The organism is Sphingorhabdus arenilitoris (assembly GCF_042651485.1).
GTDB classification, from domain to species: domain Bacteria; phylum Pseudomonadota; class Alphaproteobacteria; order Sphingomonadales; family Sphingomonadaceae; genus Sphingorhabdus_B; species Sphingorhabdus_B arenilitoris.
Map to the genome: position 1 here is coordinate 585343 of NZ_JBHSDH010000013.1, position 16361 is coordinate 601703.

Consider the following 16361-nt stretch of genomic DNA (forward strand, 5'->3'; position numbering starts at 1 on the left):
CTCAGACGAATCTTGCAAAAGCAAAGGAAGCGGCAATGAGCAGAATTTTGGTAATTGGTGCAGGCGGAGTTAGCTCGGTCGCAGTTCATAAAATGGCTATGAACAAAGATATATTTGGCGATATCCATTTGGCGAGCCGGACAAAACGCAAATGCGACGCCATCGCGGCTTCAGTCAAAACGCGCACTGGCGTTGACATTTCAACCTATGAAATTGACGCTGAGGAAGTCCCGGCGCTCACCAAATTGATTGAACAGATTTCTCCCGCTCTCGTCGTTAATCTGGCGCTTCCTTATCAAGACCTGCCCATTATGGATGCCTGCCTTGCCGCCGGCGTGTCTTACCTCGACACGGCCAATTATGAGCCGAAGGATGAGGCCAAATTCGAATATCACTGGCAATGGGCGTATCATGACCGTTTCAAGGAGGCGGGCCTGATGGCGCTTCTAGGGTCAGGTTTTGATCCGGGCGTGACCAGCGTCTTCACCATGTGGTTGAAGAAGCATAAGCTCAAAACAATCCGCCAGCTGGATATTCTCGACTGCAATGGCGGCGATCATGGGCAAGCATTTGCCACCAATTTCAACCCGGAAATCAATATCCGTGAAGTAACGGCCCCGGCCCGCCATTGGGAAAATGGTCAGTTTATCGAGACTCCTGCTATGGCGCATAAAGTGGAGTTTGATTTTGAGGCGGTTGGCCCCAAAAATATGTATATGATGTATCACGAGGAGCTGGAGAGCTTGGCGAAATTCGTCCCCGAATTGGAGCGGGCGCGTTTCTGGATGACCTTTGGCGATGAATATATCAAACATCTCACCGTGCTGCAGAATGTCGGCATGACCAGCATTGAACCCGTGCGTTATCAGGGTCAGGAAATTATCCCGCTGCAATTCCTCGCCGCGGTGCTGCCCAAACCCGAAACTTTGGGCGAAACCACGAAGGGCAACACCAATATCGGCGTGATCGCCACCGGAGAAGCGTTGGACGGTTCGGGCGAGAAGACATTCTATATAAAGAATATCTGCAGCCACGAAGCCGCTTATGAAGAGACCGGCAACCAAGCCGTCAGCTATACCACCGGCGTCCCCGCGATGATCGGCGCCGCGATGATGGTAACCGGAAAATGGGCTGGAGAGGGCGTGTTCAATATGGAGCAGATGGATCCTGACCCGTTTATGGAAATGCTCAACAGCGACGGCCTGCCCTGGACGGTTGAGGAGATGGATGGGCCGGTAGAATTCTAATGGAAACCAAAGCAGGTGATCCCGCAGCATTTGCCCATTTCGACCTCTCTCGTGTCGACAGTCCGGCCTTTGTCGTGGATGCGGCGAAGTTGCGGGCGAATTGTCAGATATTGGCTGATATCGGCGATGCAGCGGGCATCAAAGTGCTGGCGGCGATGAAGGCTTTTTCCATGTGGTCCGCCGCGCCCATACTCGGCGAATATCTCGACGGGGTTTGTACATCAGGTCTTTGGGAAGCCCGGCTCGCTTCGGAATTTTACGACGGCGAAATTGCGACTTATTCGGCGGCGTATAAACCCGAAGAGCTGGAAGAGATATGCCGGCTGTCCGATCATGTTATTTTCAACACGCCGATGCAGCACCACCGGGCCGCGCTCATCCTTGAACAGGCGCGGGCAGCAGGACAGACTTTCGACATCGGCCTGCGCATCAATCCGCAGCATCCCACCGGCGAAGTTGCCAAATATGATCCCTCCAGCCCCGGCAGCCGCCTCGGCTTTCCAGTCGATCAGCTGACCGAAGAGCATATGGTCGGCGTGAACGGCATCCATTTCCACAATCTGTGTGAGCAGGATTTGGAACCGCTGAAAGCCACATGGGACCGGGTATTTGATTTTATCGAGCCCTATTTTGACCAGCTAGACTGGATCAATCTCGGCGGCGGGCATCATATCACACGCGCCGATTATCAGCGCGATGAGTTGGTAGAATTCCTGAGCGATGTGAAAGAAGATACTGGCTGCGAAATCTATTTGGAACCGGGCGAAGCTGTTGCGCTGGATGCTGGGATATTAGTCGGCACCATTCTAGATACCTTCCGCAATGACATTCCCGTGGCCATTACCGACTTGAGCGCCACATGCCACATGCCTGATGTGATCGAAGCCCCCTATCGCCCCGCTATGCTCCACGAGGCCTCAAAGGGCGAGCCTGTGCGCCTCGGCGGACCTTCCTGTCTGGCGGGGGATGTTATCGGCGATTATGTCCTGCCCGTGCCGTGCGAAGCAGGCGCGCGTTTCGCCTTTTTGGATCAAGCGCATTATTCCATGGTCAAAACAAATACCTTTAACGGAGTGCCCCTACCCTCCATCTGGCTATGGGATAGCGACACCGACGATCTGCAATGCGTGAAGCGGTTCGATTGGACCGAATTCAGGAACCGGTTAAGCTAATAAACCAAAAAAATTCCTTTTTTTGCCTTCGTTCACTTTACATTAAATCCGCATCTGCATATACGCACCTTTCCGCTGCCCCAGGGGGACTTCCAATAACCGCAAGGCAGCGTGTTTTCGCCATTTTAAAGTTTAACAGACTATTGGGGGTCCCTTGAGTTGCACGAATTTCCTGACGCTCTCGCCGTAGTCCGCGCGCTTTCGCCGGACGAACCGATCACGCTACTACGCCCGCACGCCGCGCAGCGCGCTGCCCGCTTCTTTTCAGAGAAGTTTCCGGGCAAGTCGCTTTACGCCGTGAAGGCCAATCCGTCGCCGCAATTGCTGCAATTGCTATGGGACAGCGGCATTACGCATTTTGATGTCGCTTCGCTTGGGGAGGTGCGTCTTGTGCATAAATTCCTTCCCGACGCGACGCTTTGCTTTATGCATCCGGTGAAGTCGGAGCGAGCCATCGCACAGGCCTATCATAATCACGGCGTTCGTGTCTTTTCGCTCGACAGCCATGAAGAACTGGACAAAATCGTTCGGGCAACCGGCGGAGCGGCCGATCTTGAACTATGCGTTCGTATCCGCGTATCGTCCGACCATGCGAAGCTGAGCCTTGCTGCAAAATTTGGTGCAGAACCTAGCGATGTAGCCAGCTTGTTGGCTGCCACGCGTCAAGTCGCAGATAGCTTGGGCATTTGTTTCCACGTCGGTAGCCAAGCCATGAGCCCACAAGCCTATAGCGACGCAATGGACTTGGTCCGCGCGGCGATTGTGGAGGCATCGGTGGTTGTCGATATTGTCGATGTTGGCGGCGGTTTTCCGTCGGTATATCCGGGGATGGAGCCACCCGTGTTGGAAAGCTATTTCGATGTCATCGAACATTGTTTCGAAGATTTGCCGATCAGCTATTCCGCTGAATTATGGTGCGAACCAGGCCGTGCGCTATGCGCGGAATATGCGTCATTGCTTGTCAAAGTAGAGAAACGGCGCGGAAAAGAGCTGTATGTGAATGACGGCGCCTATGGTGCGTTATTCGACGCCGCCCATATTGGATGGCGTTTTCCGGTTATTGCGCTCAACCCCGAAACCAATATCAATGTACGCATGACGGAATTCAGTTTTTACGGTCCGACCTGCGATGATATGGATTTCATGCCCGGGCCGTTCATCCTGCCCGATGACATGGGTGCCGGCGATTATATCGAAATCGGCATGCTCGGCGCTTATGGCTGTGCAATGCGGACCGAGTTTAACGGATTCGGCGATGTGGACACCGTGACCGTTGGCGATGAGCCGATGGCATCGCTCTATACGCAGATCGCTGCCAATGACATTGGCGAGAAGAAAAATTCGGCCAATCGGTCAAAGCAATAATTCGGCTTGCACAGCATTTAAGTTGCAATTGACAATCGAACCCCGGTGACGCAAATAATGCGCCATCGGGGGAGATTTTATGGCGGGAAATTTATTATTACCTGCAGCGATATTGATTTTATGGTCAATGATTGTGCTGCTTTATATGACCGCATTGCGGCTACCCGCCCTCCGCGCGGCCCGCAGTCATATGCGCTCCGCACCCAAAGGAGCCCGTTATCAGGATATTGAACAATATATTCCGGCGAAGGTGAATTGGCCGTCGCATAACTATACCCATTTGCTCGAACAGCCGACGATTTTCTACCCAGCAGTCATATTGCTACATCTATCAGGAGCGAATGACGCGATGAACGTGGCATTGGCCTGGGCGTATGTTGTGCTCCGCATCGTCCATAGCCTTTGGCAAATTTTCTTCAACGGTATCCCCCTGCGGATGACGCTGTTTGCGGTTTCATCGCTGTGCCTGTTGGCGCTCGCAATACGCTGTACTTATTCTGTTTTGATGTTCACGGTTTAATTAGGGAGAGAGAAAATGGCGGGGATGGAGATATTACAACCTGTCGTGGCTTTGGCTGCGTGGACGATGATTATTTGGATTTGGATGTATGCAACCCGCATTCCGGCCATGAACCGCGCCGGTATTGATGGCACCAAAATGATCGGATCCACGGGTAAAGGCTTACGTGATGATTTGGTGAAGCAGGGCGAAGAAAAAGCCAGCTGGGTCGCCGATAATTACAATCATTTGCACGAAGCACCTACAATTTTCTATGCCGTGGCCATAACATTGGCACTGACCGGACAAGGCGGCGGATTAAATGCCACGATCGGGTGGATATATGTTGGGCTGCGCATTCTGCACAGTCTCGTCCAAATATTCGGCAACCGCGTCCTAGTTCGTTTTGCGGTGTTTAGCCTGTCATCGCTGGCATTGATTGCGCTCGTATTGCACGCGGCAATTGCTGTTTTTGGATGATTTTCAACCGGCAACCCGAATAAATTCGCTGACCATTTCGACATGGGATGACCAACGGAATTGGCCGACGGGCCATATCCTGTTCAATTCATAACCGCCGTCAATTAAGCGCCGTGCGTCCCGCGCAAAACTGGCAGGATTGCAGCTAACATAGGCGATTTTGGACACTGCCGACGCCGCCAATTGGGCGACCTGTTCTTTTGCCCCTGCCCTTGGCGGGTCCAAAATAACTGAATGAAATTTATTCAACTCTTCCGCGGATAACGGACGGCGAAACAGGTCGCGATGTTCGGTGAATAGTTGTCGCTGCACCCGGGCCGCAGCCTGTTTCAAACCGGTAATGGGTTCGAGATCCGCCTCCGCCGCATATATTTTTCGATCCTTGCCCAATGACAGCGCAAAAGTACCCAAACCTGCGAAGAGGTCGGCAATCTTATTGCTATCTCCGACGATCGATTGCACCGCCGCCACCAGCGCTTGTTCGCCATCCGCTGTGGCCTGCAAAAATCCATAAGGTGGATAAGCGACGGACACATTGCCGAGGGTAACAGTCACCGGCTCTGGTTCATAAAAACCCGTTGGGCCATAACCTTCATCGAGCGATAAACGCGCCAATTTATGCTCACTTGCAAATTCGGATAGAGCTTCGTGGTTATGTAAATCTTCGGCCGTCCAATTTTCAATCAACATATCGACGCCCTGATCCACTATCGCCATTTTGATTTGCACCTGACGCTGCTTATCAACCCTAATAGATAAAAATTTCCGCAGCGGTTCCAGTAACTTGAATAAATCCGGTGCCATGACGTCACATTCGCCAACATTGACTATGCGGTGACTTTTCTCCGTGCTGAAACCCAGATGGAATTGTTTACCCGCCCAGGCAGACCGCACCGCAACGCGCCGCCTGGTTCCAACCGGTGAAAGGTGAACAGGCATGATTTGTTTCGCGGTAATATGCTGCGTTGCCAAAGCATGGGAAACGCGGTCCGCAACGAATATCGACAGGCTGTCGTCATCAATATGCTGTAGCTGACACCCACCGCACTGCAGGAAATGGCGGCAAGGTGGTTCTTGGTGATGTGGCCCGTGGATAAGCCCGCCAGCAGGATCAAGCCGGTCTCCCGGTGCTGCATAAGCGATATAGCGGCCATCGGCGGTAACGCCGTCGCCCCGCGCGGCTACCCGTAATATCAAATCATCGTCAGTCATTGCGCCGCAATGCACCCTGCACAGGCCGCAATCAACCGCCTTCCGCAGTGGGCGCGTTATTAGCCGGAGGCACGGCAGGCTCAGATGCCGGTTTCGCTGCGTTTGGCTTTACATTGGCAGGCAGCCGGTACCGGTCGTCAGCGATTGCAACCTCTATCTCATCGCCGCTAATTGGCGTGATTTTCACTAAGTCAGCGCCTTCAGCAGCCGCGAGGCCTTTACCATCGGTCAATATTTTGAAACGGCGAAAACCGCCATCGGGGTGACGGATTACGGCGATCTGCCCATTGGGACCCGCAATCCGTTCACTCTCACAGCTGCGGGTAAATTCGGTTGCCCCAGCCAACGCGCATTCAATCTTGCCATTATCCGCAGCTTGCTGTGCTGCTTGCTCTTCGGCTTTTTCCAGCGCCTTATCGTCGCCCTTATTACAGGCGGATAGTAGACACAGCGCTGCTAAAATCGCCGCCTTTTCATATGTCGGCATAGACATGGCTTTCATTTTCCGCTCCTGGATGAGTCACCGCACCTTTATATGCTGGTCCAACATTTTGGGCATAACGCCACAAAGCGCCGGATCCATAATCGGTCGTTTTTGCAGTCCATGACTTACGCCGTTCGGCTAGAATTTCCTCCGAAACCTCAAGATCGATCGTTCCTTTTTCGGCATCGATGCTGATGATGTCACCATCCTCAACCAGCCCAATCGGACCGCCAGCAGCGGCCTCCGGTCCTACATGACCAATGCAAAAGCCCCGCGTGGCCCCGGAAAAACGGCCATCCGTGATCAGGGCAACTTTTTCGCCCATCCCTTGCCCATAAAGCGCGGCTGTTGTTGACAGCATCTCGCGCATACCGGGGCCGCCCTTGGGTCCTTCATAACGGATAACGATCACCGAACCTTCGGCTATCTTACGATTTTCAACGGCCGAGAAAGCATCTTCCTCACAGTCAAACACTTGTGCAGGCCCGCTAAACTGCAGCCTGGCCATCCCCGCAACTTTTACGATCGCACCGTCTGGCGCAAGCGATCCGCGAAGGCCAACAACTCCGCCTGTGGGGGTTATCGGACTTTTTGCATCATAAATGACTTTCTGGTCGGGGTTCCATGTAATCTCGTCGATATTCTCGCCCAACGTCTTACCGGTAACGGTCATACAGTTGCCGTGCAGCAGTCCTTCGGAAAGCAAGGACTTCATCAGCATGTATATACCGCCCGCCTCATACATATCCTTTGCCACATATTTCCCGCCGGGTTTCAAATCTGCCATATAAGGCGTGGTTTTGAATGTTTCTGCGACATCGAACAAATCCATCTTAATCCCCGCCTCATGCGCCATAGCGGGCAGATGCAGCGCAGCGTTGGTCGACCCGCCTGTCGCAGCAACGACGCGAGCGGCATTTTCAAACGCCTCTCTCGTGCAAATATCACGTGGTCGGATTTTTTGCGCCAGCAACTCCATCACCTGCGCACCTGCCGCATGGGCAACTTGGTCACGCGTGGTGTATGGCGCGGGTGCCATGTTGCTATTGGGCAATGACAGACCAATGGCTTCGGCAACACAGGCCATCGTGTTTGCAGTAAATTGTCCGCCACAAGCGCCGTGCCCCGGGCAAGCCGCCTTTTCCAGCTCCTCGAGCTCAGACAATGGGCATGAACCGGCGGCATATTTTCCAACAACCTCAAACACATCGACCACGGTAACATCTTTGTCTTTGTATCGCCCGGGTAGGATCGACCCGCCATAAACAAAAATCGAAGGTACGTTCAGCCTTAACATCGCCATCATCATACCCGGCAATGATTTGTCACAACCGGCAAAAGTGACCAGCGCGTCATAACAATGGCCGCGCACGGATAATTCGACCGAGTCTGCAATGACTTCGCGGCTGACCAGCGATGACTTCATACCTTGATGACCCATGGCAATCCCGTCGGTCACGGTGATAGTGTTAAACCGGCGCGGCATCCCTCCGCCTGCCTCTACCCCTGCACGCGCAATATCCGCCTGATGATCTAGCATGGTGTTGCATGGCGCGCTGTCATTACCCGCCGACGCAATTCCGACAAAAGGCCGGGCAATTTCTTCTTCGGTCAATCCCATGGCGTAATAGTAGCTGCGATGCGGCGCCCGCTCTGGACCGACCGAAACATGGCGGCTGGGAAGTTGAGATTTATCGAATATATGCGTCATAAGTTGCTCCGGTTGCTTGCCAGCAGCGTCTATTGAATTTGCGGCTATTGGCCAAGCTTTTCTGTTATTTTATGACATATTTCGGTCAAAATAGATGCAAATCTTTTCTGTCCTTGGTGACTTGCTACCAAATCCTGCCGCATTTCAATACCCAGATAGGCCGTTCCAGTTCCTTCACCATGCCGGTTCATTGTCGCATTCAAATCCTTGCCCGAATAAGGCAACTGATCGCCTACAAATAAATCCGCCTGCGCCAAAAGCGGAAGCGCCAAGCGCGCTGCGCGGTCATCCTGATTATATAAAACGCCCACTTCCCAAGGTCGCGCTTCACCTGGACTGCTCGTCAGCTTCGGAGTGAAACTATGAAGTGAAAGCAGCAATTTGGGTTCATATTCGCTGATTAGCTTTGCCACCGCTAAATGATAAGGGTGATGATATCGGTTCAACCTATTGGCACGTTCCTCTGCGCCCAGAATATTGCCGGGAATTTCTACTCCATCGCTCATCAGCGGGATAGCTGCGGGTTCGTCCGCGTCCCGGTTCAAATCTACGATTAAACGGGAGTTGGTCGCCAATATTGCTGCAACGCCCTCTTGTTCTACCATAAGTTGCGCAACCGCCGCAACGCCAATATCCCAAGCAATATGCGTTTCGAGCAGAGCAGGCGCGATGCCCAAGTCAATTTCCGGCGGCACATGATTGGACGCATGGTCGGCGACGATCAAGACGCCCTTCTGCTCCAGCTTGCCTGCGATCTGGAATACCTCGTTCACCGGATGGTCCCGGACATAAACCACCAATGCGAATGAGTTCTTACTAGCGCTCGCATTGCCAAATCGCGCGTCACACCATCGGGAAAAACCGCAAAACAGGTCGCGCCCGACCCAGACATGCGTGCAACGACAGGATCAAATTTCTGCAGTTCGTTCAAAATATCTGCAATTTCTGGGCAATATTTTATCGCGGCTGCCTGCAAATCATTGCGACCGGACAGCATCATTTCATCGGCGCTGCCGCCTTTAACCGCGCCGCCGTCCTGACCTTCCCACGCCGCGAAAATGGGTCCAGTGGGCACTGGTTTTCGCGGATTAACCAGCAGCACAGATTTAGCCGCAACTTTGGGTCCGGAAATTGGCAGTAGCTGAGTTCCCGTACCCGCGCCCCGCACCGTCACACTGCGCACACAAGCCGGAATATCTGCACCTAATGGGGCCAGCAAGGCTTCCATCTCCTGCGGCGCAGCGTTGATGTTCCATAACCGGTTAACGAGCCGCGCCGCCGCCGCCGCATCGGCCGATCCGCCGCCAACCCCCGAAGCTATAGGCAGATTTTTATGCAGCATCAGCTTTGCACCTGCCGTGACGCTATACTTCTCCCGCACCATCTCTGCTGCCCGAATGACGAGGTTATGCCGCCCATTATCAAGGCCCGCAGCAAATTCTCCGTCAATTTCGAGAGATAATTCATCGGATAGTTCGGCTGCCAAGCTATCGCCTTGGTCAAGAAAGGCAAAAATGGTGTCGAGATCATGATAGCCATCGTCACGGCGTCCGCGAATATGCAGCGCAAGATTTATTTTGGTGAAAGCCGTTTCGCGAAGCATTAGACTAAAAAGCCGCGCCTACCGCCTAGTGAGCGGCAGGCCAATGTTGATTTTTTCGGCAAGCCGCGCTGCATCTTCGTCTTTGGCTAGATGCTTCGCCGTTTTCCAAGCATAGCGCGCATCAACCCGCCGCCCCGCTTTCCAATAGGCATCGCCCATATGCTCATTGATGGTCAGATCATTTCCTGATTGTTGCACTGCCTTCTCTAAATGGATTACGGCCTGTTCATATTGTCCATTCAAATAATAGCCCCAACCAAGCGAGTCTACGATTGCTGCAGAATCGGGTTCCAGCATATGGGCTTGCTTTACATAGGATAAGGCCGTTTCCAAATTTTCGCCCCTCTCCAATAGACTATATCCGAGATAATTGAGGATATAGGGATTGTTGGGGTCCAAATTGCGCGCTTTGTCGAGGAAGGACTTCGCCTCAGTCCACCGGCCATTTTTGTCCAAAGCGGTTGCGTAGAATAGCAAATAAAGCGCCATTTGCGTTGGTGGAACGCCCGCTTGATCGGCATCATCTACCAACCGCTCATACGCTTTACTCGCTGACTTAAAATCACCCAAACGCTCCTGCGCCTGCGCGGCCAATAAAATCAGGCTAGCGGAATCCGGGCGGCGCTCCACAGCGTTTTGCGCCAGTTTCAGGGCCGTTGTATAGTTACCCTCATCCGAATAATGACGAACCTGTTCGCCCACGGCCCTGGTCCAATAAGGCGAGCTTTCAGGGATCATAGCCCATGTGCCGCGCGCCAAAGCCGGTGATCCAGTGGCTTGCAGTGCGCGGGCCAATGTCCGTTTTGCCGCATCGCTTGCTGGATCAAGCCAGACCGCTACACGGGCCAAAATTAGACCTTGGTCAGGTACATTTTGTTCGACAAGCGACGCCGCAAGACGGGTGTTGAGCGCAGCGAATCCTTGTTCTGCCGAAAAATTTGCATCAGATTGCGATTGCTTCGGTCCGGTCAAACTGTCGCTGTTTCGGCGTTCAACGGCTTTTTCAATGATGAATGAGGCAAATTTCTGATCGCCCTTCGCGGCATATATGGGCGCGGCACGGATTAACAAATCCCGCGCAAAATCATCGTCCATACCGATAAAGCCTTCCAGCATGATTTTGGCTCTATCCAATTTACCTTCAGCCAGTTCAAAATAGGCGCGTTGATCGGTTGAATAATAATTCAAAAGAGCCTGTTCGCGTGCGTCATCAATTTTAAACCGATGGGCCTTTCCCCGCGCGATATTGGTCCAGCTGCGCAATATTGGCGCAGCAAAGCCGAAATTACTCTTTTCCTCCAACAATGTGGCCGCATTTTCGGCGTCGTTCCATTGGCGCCGTTTTAATGCATCGGCAAAAAGCAGCATCGGCACCGCACCGGTTGCCGCTCCCTGCAACTCCTGCGCTCGTGCCGCCCGAACGGCCGCATCCATGTTACCAATGCGGATGGCATTGTCGAACAGCCTGTCAGCCAAAGCGGCACTATCGCCGTGGGATTTAAACAACGTCTGATAGGTTTGGAGCGCATCTGTATCCCGCGCATCAATTTCGGCAAGCCGCGCGTCAAAATAAAGCTGAATATCTCGGTCGCTCACTTCAGCTGCCCGGGCGGCATCAATCGGAACAGCGACGGCGCACAGGCATGCCGCCGCCCAAATACCCGCTGTTAATCGTGGTTTACATATTGGGGTAATTGGGACCACCTCCGCCCTCGGGCACAACCCAGTTGATATTCTGGTTTGGATCTTTGATGTCACAGGTTTTGCAATGAACGCAATTTTGCGAGTTAATCTGATATTTCGGCTCCTGCCCGGGTTCTTCAATCCATTCGTAAACACCTGCCGGACAATAGCGGGCCGACGGACCCGCAAATATCTCCAACTCGCTTTCGCGCTGCAATATCGGATCCCTAACCTGCAAATGAACAGGTTGGTCTTCGGCATGGTTGGTATTTGACAAAAATACCGAAGACAAACGGTCAAAACTGACAACGCCATCGGGCTTTGGATATTCGATTTTATGAACATGGTCTTTGCGGCGCAAAGCCTTATGATCAGCATGATGCTTCATCGTAAAGGGCATGCGTATACCAAAGTTTTCCAGCCACATATTCACGCCAGACAACATGGAGCCCCAGAAATTGCCGTATTTCTCCACCAAAGGCAGAATATTACGAACCATCCGCAATTCTTTGTAAATCCAGCTATTCTCATATCCAGTTTGATAGGCAGTCAATTCATCATGCTGCCGTCCAACAGACAACGCTTCCACCGCCGCATCCGCCGCCAAAATGCCCGATTTCATCGCGGTGTGCGTCCCTTTGATCCGCGGAACATTCAAAAATCCAGCGGTACATCCGATCAAGGCTCCGCCCGGGAAGGCCAGCTTCGGAACTGACTGAAACCCGCCATCGCTGATCGCGCGGGCGCCATAGGAAACCCGTTTGCCGCCTTCCAATATCTTACGGATTTCAGGATGCGTTTTCCAACGCTGCATCTCTTCGAATGGTGATAAATACGGGTTGGAGTAATTCAACCACACGACGAAACCCAACGCCACCTGGCCATTGGCTTGATGATACAAAAAACCGCCGCCATTCGCATCGCTGAGCGGCCAGCCTTGAGAGTGAATAACCCGGCCAGCAGCGTGGTTTTCTGGCTTAATATCCCATAATTCCTTTATTCCCAGCCCATATACTTGCGGCTCGCAGTCGGCATCGAGGGCAAATTTTGGCTTCAACTGTTTCGTCAAATGTCCGCGAACGCCTTCGGCAAAAAAGGTATATTTGCCGTGAATTTCCATGCCCTGCATATAATCTGGTTTATGGCTGCCATCCTTGGCGACGCCCATATCACCGGTTGCCACGCCTTTGACCGAGCCATCGTCATTATAAAGAATTTCTGCCGCAGCAAATCCGGGAAATATTTCTACGCCGAGATTTTCGGCCTGCCCAGCGAGCCAGCGGCACATATTGCCTAATGAACCTGTATAAGTGCCTTTATTATGCATAAAGCCAGGCGTCAGAAAATGTGGTAGATTGAATTTCTTTTTTTTGCCCAATATCCAATGTTGGTTATCGGTCACTGGTACTTCCGCCATCGGGCAACCTTGATCACGCCAATCCGGGATCAGCTCATCCAGTCCCTTGGGATCAACAACCGCGCCTGACAAGATATGCGCGCCGACCTCAGATCCTTTTTCAAGGATCACAACGCTTGTCTCAGGAGATTTTTGTTTTATTCGAATTGCCGCCGACAACCCCGCCGGGCCAGCCCCCACAATCACAACGTCATAGGGCATTGATTCCCGTTCGCTCATCGCATCATTGTCCTTTACTTATCCGGTCTTTTCAGGCCATCTGATATAAGAAACCATTGGCATAATTTCCCATGCCAAGCAATTGACCTTTGCGTCAACAAATGACTGATCGGCGTTAATGAGTTTAAATTCGACACTTGCTGTTAAAACTGCTTCCGCCGTTACGAAATGGTGGGAAATGGCCGGCCTTGGATATCTTGTCGAGGATGAGCCGGTAAATTGGCTTGAGGCTGAAAAACCGAAAGAAGCGCCGATCGCGCCGCCAAAAACCCAAACGCACGCTCGGCCGAATATATCGGATATTCCAAAAACCGCTCCCGCTGCGCCCGTTGATCCAGCGTCATGGCCGCAATCGGTTGAGCAATTATTGGCTGACATTGAAAATGGTGCGCCGCTGCCCGGCAATCAATTTGGCGGAAACCGTGCAAAGCCGGTTGGCGCGGCGAATTGCGAATTGATGATTATTTCTGATCTGCCTGATTTTGATGAGATTGAAGCAGGCTTTTTGGGCGCAGGCGAGAGCGGCAAATTGCTTGCCAATGTGACGGCGGCAATTGGGCAGGGCATTAATCGCTGTTTCCTGACTGCGCTGGCCTCAACGCGGCCTGCTTCCGGCGATTTGCCTGAGGAGGAAATCCCACAATTGACCGCTTTCATGATGCATCAAATCGGGCTAGTGAAACCGAAAACACTGTTGATCCTCGGTTCAGCCGCGTGCAGCGCTCTGCTCGGCGCAGAATTGATGTCAGCGCGCGGAAGTTTACTATTTGTTAAGCATAATGGTCAAAAAGTGTCGGCAGTTACAACTTTCCATCCGCGAACCTTGATGGCGCGCCCCGTGTTGAAGGCGCAGGCTTGGAGGGATTTGCAGATGTTATTGATAAATAAGGATTTAATGTGAAATCTTTCTCTCTGTTCGTGGCTACCTCTTTTGTTTCGGCGCTCGTTATTCCGCAATATGCCGCTGCGGTGACGAGCGAGACGGTGCGAACCTCAGCGGCGCCCGCGACGCCCAATATACTGAATAACAGTGAGAAAAAACAATATGCCGAGATTTTCAGCGCGATCTCCAGTCAGCAATGGAACGAAGCGCAAAGGTTAATTGACAAGGCGGGCGATGCGCCGCTGGCCTATATGGCGCAGGCCGAGCTATATCTCGCCGCCAACAGCCCGCGCGTCGAAGCGCCGCAGTTGGAGGCGCTGCTGAACAAAGCGCCCTATCTACCGCAGGCCGAACGGCTGGAAAGCCTCGCATTTAAACGCGGCGCCAGCAATTTGCCGCAGCGTCCAGGCACACAGCGATTTTCTTATTTGGGCAGCGCGCCCAAACGCAATTTGCCCGATGACATCAGCGATGCTGCCGGATTGCGCAGTGAAATCAATGTCTTCATCCGCAATGACGATCCTGCATCGGCCGAGCGTTTGGTCGAAAGCCGCTCTTCGTCGCTTTCAACACCGGCATTAACTGAGCTGCGTTACCGCGTGGCATGGTCTTATTATATTGAAAATCAAGATGAAAATGCCCGCCGCGTGGCGCAGAAAGCAATGGCAAATGGCGGGGATTGGGGCGTTCAGGCGCATTGGGTCAATGCACTGGCCAATTGGCGGCTGGGTAATCAGCGCGCTGCGCTCGAATCTTTTGACCATGTATCGCGCTTTGCGAGCGACGACGACCTGCGCGCAGCCGGTTTATTCTGGAGCGCGCGCGCCGCAATGGCGGTAAAAATGCCCGAACAGGTTCAGGTCCGCCTGCAAAATGCAGCGCGGCTGCCCGAGACATTTTACGGGTTATTGGCCAGCGAAGCACTGGGGATGGAGCCGCTGGCGGCAAAACAGGCCCGCAATGCAGCGCTGAATTGGAATGCCCTGAAAAATGAGAAAAATGTCCAAATTGCCGTAGGGTTATCTGAAATTGGTCAGACCAACCTTGCCGATGAAACACTGCGTTTTCAAGCGCGTATAGGCGATAGTTCAAAACATTCCGACCTCGCAAAACTGGCTGGGTCGCTGAACCTGCCCGCCACCCAATTATGGATGGGCCATTATGGTCCGTCCGGCGGAAATCCCGATGCCACCACCCGCTATCCCAGCCCAAGCTGGACACCGAGCGGCGGCTGGCGCGTCGATAGCAATTTGGTTTACGCCCATGCGCTGCAGGAATCGCAATTCCGCACCAGCGTGATTAGCCCTGCCGGAGCACAAGGTTTGATGCAAGTCCGCCCCGGCACCGCAGGCGACATTGCCCGCGCCCGCGGGATGAGCTTTTCCCGTGATGATTTGAACAACCCGTCGATCAACCTGGAATATGGGCAAAGCTATATGGAGCAATTGCGCGATATGAGCGCGACCCAAGGATTGTTGCCCAAGGTTATCGCCGCCTATAATGCCGGCCCTGCCCCCATTGCCCGGTGGAATGATGAAGTGAAGGATAATGGCGATCCGTTGCTGTTCGTTGAATCCATCCCTTATTGGGAAACGCGCGGTTATGTCGCGATCATCCTGCGCAATTATTGGATTTATGAATCGAGCAAAGGTAAAAATAGCGACAGCATGACCGGCCTTGCCCAATATATGTGGCCAACATTCCCCGGCAAAGACGGACGCAGCGTGGCTGTTCGGGCCAATGGCCTTAATGGCGGAACCTCTATTGGAGTGAATAGCTTTGCCGATCGATGAAAATGCAAATTTCAAACCCGTCAACATCGCATTGGTGACGGTTTCGGACACACGAACCCCCGAAAATGACAGCAGCGGCGATTTATTGGCAGAGCGGATACAAAAGGCCGGACATAATCTCGCTGACCGCCATATTGAGCGTGATGACACCGCAAAGTTGACAGCGTTGCTGCATAATTGGATTGATAATGAAGATATTGACTGCATCATTTGCACCGGCGGCACGGGCCTGACGGGACGAGATATCACGCCGGAGGCTTTAGACCGAGTCAAATCCAAAGAAATCCCCGGCTTTGGAGAACTGTTCCGCTGGCTCAGCTATGAAAGCATCGGCCTGTCCACGATACAGTCACGCGCCTGTGCGGTGCTCGCGCGGGGGACCTATATTTTCGCCCTGCCCGGTTCCAACGGCGCAGTGAAGGACGGATGGGATAAAATATTGGCCTATCAATTGGATAGCCGTTACCGTCCATGCAACTTTGTTGAGCTGATGCCCCGGCTGACGGAAAAATAGCTGCGGTTTATTTGCGCTCTCCCTCCCACAGGGCGGACCGCTACGTTCTAACTTTGTTCTTGACATTTTAACCCATTTG

General features: G+C 53.0%; 15 protein-coding genes. 8 read left to right on the forward strand and 7 right to left on the reverse strand.

The genetic code is table 11. From position 1 onward, the window contains the following. Window positions 1-35 precede the first annotated feature (35 nt). From ACFOWX_RS06930 to ACFOWX_RS06950, 5 genes are all read left to right on the forward strand, one after another. Window positions 36-1247, forward strand: coding sequence for a saccharopine dehydrogenase family protein (locus tag ACFOWX_RS06930; protein WP_381422592.1), 1212 nt, complete (start codon window positions 36-38; stop codon window positions 1245-1247). Beyond that, window positions 1247-2419: a carboxynorspermidine decarboxylase gene (locus ACFOWX_RS06935; RefSeq protein ID WP_381422594.1), complete on the forward strand. Its 1173-nt coding sequence runs from the start codon at window positions 1247-1249 to the stop codon at window positions 2417-2419. The genes ACFOWX_RS06930 and ACFOWX_RS06935 overlap by 1 nt, the downstream gene beginning before the upstream one ends. A gap of 159 nt (window positions 2420-2578) precedes the next feature. Further along, window positions 2579-3784, forward strand: coding sequence for a type III PLP-dependent enzyme (locus tag ACFOWX_RS06940; RefSeq protein ID WP_381422596.1), 1206 nt, complete (start codon window positions 2579-2581; stop codon window positions 3782-3784). Window positions 3785-3863: 79 nt separating this feature from the next. Next, the gene (locus ACFOWX_RS06945) at window positions 3864-4304 is read left to right on the forward strand and encodes an MAPEG family protein (protein WP_381422598.1); all 441 of its coding nucleotides are present in this window, start codon (window positions 3864-3866) and stop codon (window positions 4302-4304) included. Window positions 4305-4319: 15 nt separating this feature from the next. Further along, window positions 4320-4763, forward strand: coding sequence for an MAPEG family protein (locus ACFOWX_RS06950; protein WP_381422600.1), 444 nt, complete (start codon window positions 4320-4322; stop codon window positions 4761-4763). 3 nt (window positions 4764-4766) lie between these two features. Here the strand turns inward: ACFOWX_RS06950 and ACFOWX_RS06955 are convergent, their stop codons facing one another. The 7 genes from ACFOWX_RS06955 to ACFOWX_RS06985 form a co-directional block, all read right to left on the reverse strand. Then, the gene (locus ACFOWX_RS06955) at window positions 4767-5975 is read right to left on the reverse strand and encodes a class I SAM-dependent RNA methyltransferase (protein ID WP_381422602.1); all 1209 of its coding nucleotides are present in this window, start codon (window positions 5973-5975) and stop codon (window positions 4767-4769) included. A gap of 31 nt (window positions 5976-6006) precedes the next feature. Further along, window positions 6007-6477, reverse strand: a complete 471-nt coding sequence (locus ACFOWX_RS06960; protein ID WP_381422604.1) for a hypothetical protein — start codon at window positions 6475-6477, stop codon at window positions 6007-6009. Beyond that, entirely contained in the window at window positions 6449-8170 is a 1722-nt protein-coding gene (gene ilvD, locus ACFOWX_RS06965) for a dihydroxy-acid dehydratase (RefSeq protein WP_381422606.1), read from the reverse strand. Before ilvD ends, ACFOWX_RS06960 begins: the two co-directional genes overlap by 29 nt. Before the next feature lie 44 nt (window positions 8171-8214). After that, the gene (locus ACFOWX_RS06970) at window positions 8215-8943 is read right to left on the reverse strand and encodes an N-formylglutamate amidohydrolase (protein ID WP_381422608.1); all 729 of its coding nucleotides are present in this window, start codon (window positions 8941-8943) and stop codon (window positions 8215-8217) included. Further along, window positions 8940-9773, reverse strand: coding sequence for a 4-(cytidine 5'-diphospho)-2-C-methyl-D-erythritol kinase (locus tag ACFOWX_RS06975; protein ID WP_381422610.1), 834 nt, complete (start codon window positions 9771-9773; stop codon window positions 8940-8942). The genes ACFOWX_RS06970 and ACFOWX_RS06975 overlap by 4 nt, the downstream gene beginning before the upstream one ends. An 18-nt stretch (window positions 9774-9791) precedes the next feature. Then, a complete protein-coding gene (locus ACFOWX_RS06980; RefSeq protein ID WP_381422612.1) occupies window positions 9792-11369 on the reverse strand; it encodes a tetratricopeptide repeat protein in 1578 nt (525 codons plus the stop codon). 82 nt (window positions 11370-11451) lie between these two features. After that, complete coding sequence (locus ACFOWX_RS06985; RefSeq protein WP_381422614.1) at window positions 11452-13092, reverse strand: electron transfer flavoprotein-ubiquinone oxidoreductase; 1641 nt, start codon at window positions 13090-13092, stop codon at window positions 11452-11454. A gap of 118 nt (window positions 13093-13210) precedes the next feature. On the opposite strand from ACFOWX_RS06985, the gene ACFOWX_RS06990 reads away from it, so the two are divergent. From ACFOWX_RS06990 to moaB, 3 genes are read left to right on the forward strand one after another with little or no spacing between them, the layout of a single operon-like run. Then, window positions 13211-13993 (forward strand): uracil-DNA glycosylase family protein, encoded by a 783-nt coding sequence (locus ACFOWX_RS06990; protein ID WP_381422616.1) that lies wholly within the window; start codon window positions 13211-13213, stop codon window positions 13991-13993. Further along, entirely contained in the window at window positions 13990-15768 is a 1779-nt protein-coding gene (locus ACFOWX_RS06995) for a lytic transglycosylase domain-containing protein (protein WP_381422618.1), read from the forward strand. Before ACFOWX_RS06990 ends, ACFOWX_RS06995 begins: the two co-directional genes overlap by 4 nt. Further along, window positions 15755-16282 (forward strand): molybdenum cofactor biosynthesis protein B, encoded by a 528-nt coding sequence (moaB, locus tag ACFOWX_RS07000; RefSeq protein WP_381422619.1) that lies wholly within the window; start codon window positions 15755-15757, stop codon window positions 16280-16282. The genes ACFOWX_RS06995 and moaB overlap by 14 nt, the downstream gene beginning before the upstream one ends. Window positions 16283-16361: the final 79 nt, after the last annotated feature.

Coding starts and splice junctions, on each gene's coding strand:
- ACFOWX_RS06935 (WP_381422594.1), top strand. CDS start 1,247: ATGGAAACCAAAGCAGGTGATCCCGCAGCATTTGCCCATTTCGACCTC.
- ACFOWX_RS06950 (WP_381422600.1), top strand. CDS start 4,320: ATGGCGGGGATGGAGATATTACAACCTGTCGTGGCTTTGGCTGCGTGG.
- ACFOWX_RS06990 (WP_381422616.1), top strand. CDS start 13,211: ATGAGTTTAAATTCGACACTTGCTGTTAAAACTGCTTCCGCCGTTACG.
- ilvD (WP_381422606.1), bottom strand. CDS start 8,170: ATGACGCATATATTCGATAAATCTCAACTTCCCAGCCGCCATGTTTCG.
- ACFOWX_RS06960 (WP_381422604.1), bottom strand. CDS start 6,477: ATGAAAGCCATGTCTATGCCGACATATGAAAAGGCGGCGATTTTAGCA.
- ACFOWX_RS06975 (WP_381422610.1), bottom strand. CDS start 9,773: ATGCTTCGCGAAACGGCTTTCACCAAAATAAATCTTGCGCTGCATATT.
- ACFOWX_RS06930 (WP_381422592.1), top strand. CDS start 36: ATGAGCAGAATTTTGGTAATTGGTGCAGGCGGAGTTAGCTCGGTCGCA.
- ACFOWX_RS06945 (WP_381422598.1), top strand. CDS start 3,864: ATGGCGGGAAATTTATTATTACCTGCAGCGATATTGATTTTATGGTCA.
- ACFOWX_RS06985 (WP_381422614.1), bottom strand. CDS start 13,092: ATGAGCGAACGGGAATCAATGCCCTATGACGTTGTGATTGTGGGGGCT.
- ACFOWX_RS06955 (WP_381422602.1), bottom strand. CDS start 5,975: ATGACTGACGATGATTTGATATTACGGGTAGCCGCGCGGGGCGACGGC.